Raw genomic sequence first — 1,132 nt, 5'->3', positions numbered from 1 at the left:
GGCAACGCCGACCTGTTACCCGACACTATGAGGGCTTCGAAGGCGCGAGCCTCTCTGAATACGCGTCCTTCGAAACCGTGTGTGCGCTGGCCGAGTTTGTCGGTGAGCATGGCCAGCTTGGCGCGAAGGTCTATGGCTATTTCGGCAATGACCTAGATGAGGCCGTCGCGGCCTTCGAGGACTATGCCGGGGAATATCGCTCTGCGGCGGACTTTGCCGAAGAACTGGTGCGGGAGTCCGACACTGAAATCCCGTCCTCGCTCGACTACTACATCGACTGGCAGGCCTATGCCCGCGACATGGCGCTGAATGGAGAGATCCTCGTCTTCCAGACGGGCTTCGAAGAAGTCCATATCTTCTGGTCGCGATAGGGGAGGGCTCATGTCATTTTCGGAACGCTTTGCATCCTTTGTCTGTCCCGGTGACGCTATTACGTGCGAGGCCCATGGATTAACGGGAACCGCCCTGATCGTGCCGGACGATTGTCCTGACGCGCCGGATCAGCGTCAGGACGGCTTCTGGCCATCGCTCTATATCAACGATCCGGGCTTTATCGGCCCGGGGCCGATCCACCGCGAGCGCCTCGCGAAGGCGAAAGCGGAGGCTGCGCCATCATGGAAGCATGGCGTAAGGGTGACTGGTTCTATTGCGGGATTGTGCTTTCGGTGTCGTTCGAAGGGATTGAGCTTGCGCGTCATGCGGCGAGCCTCTGGGGTGTCGAGGCGAACTATCCGGGATCGGGCAATGCCTACCTGACCGAGGTGGCAGACGGGCTGCTGTCCGAAGCCCTGAAAACGACCTGCGAAGCCGCCGAGCGGCTTTGCGTGGCTTATCATCAAGCCCGGACGGCTTTTCGCATTTGAGTTCAAGCATGTGGAAGCGGGTGCCAGCGCGGTTCGCCACCTGAGAATGCTTATCGAAAATTCGCCCGTCTCAAGGTCGCGCAGACATATCCGGACACATGTCAGCGGGTTGGCTTTTCAGTTCCCCGGCGGCCGTCTTTAACCCCTTTTTCCCGTCTCTTGCCGTATGACCTAGACGCGCTGACCCGGCCCTGAAACCGGACGGACGAAGAATTTTCCCCGGCGCTTTGCGCCTTCTTCGCGCAGCATGTGTGGACACCCCCGCGGTC

Annotated in this window: 2 protein-coding genes; both read left to right on the top strand. The window is 60.0% G+C overall.

What is annotated here, in order from left to right; translation table 11 throughout:
• Positions 1-371 (top strand): antirestriction protein ArdA (locus HY26_RS01645; protein WP_112072808.1); only part of this gene is annotated, 371 nt, incomplete at its 5' end.
• 243 nt (positions 372-614) lie between these two features.
• Positions 615-863: a hypothetical protein gene (locus tag HY26_RS19170; RefSeq protein ID WP_233351501.1), complete on the top strand. Its 249-nt coding sequence runs from the start codon at positions 615-617 to the stop codon at positions 861-863.
• Positions 864-1,132 lie beyond the last annotated feature (269 nt).

It is taken from the genome of Hyphomonas sp. GM-8P, assembly GCF_003263315.1.
In the GTDB taxonomy this organism is placed as follows: Bacteria; Pseudomonadota; Alphaproteobacteria; order Caulobacterales; family Hyphomonadaceae; genus Hyphomonas.
The sequence above is the reverse complement of the archived record's forward strand: the minus strand, read 5'-3'. Positions and strand labels throughout refer to the sequence as shown.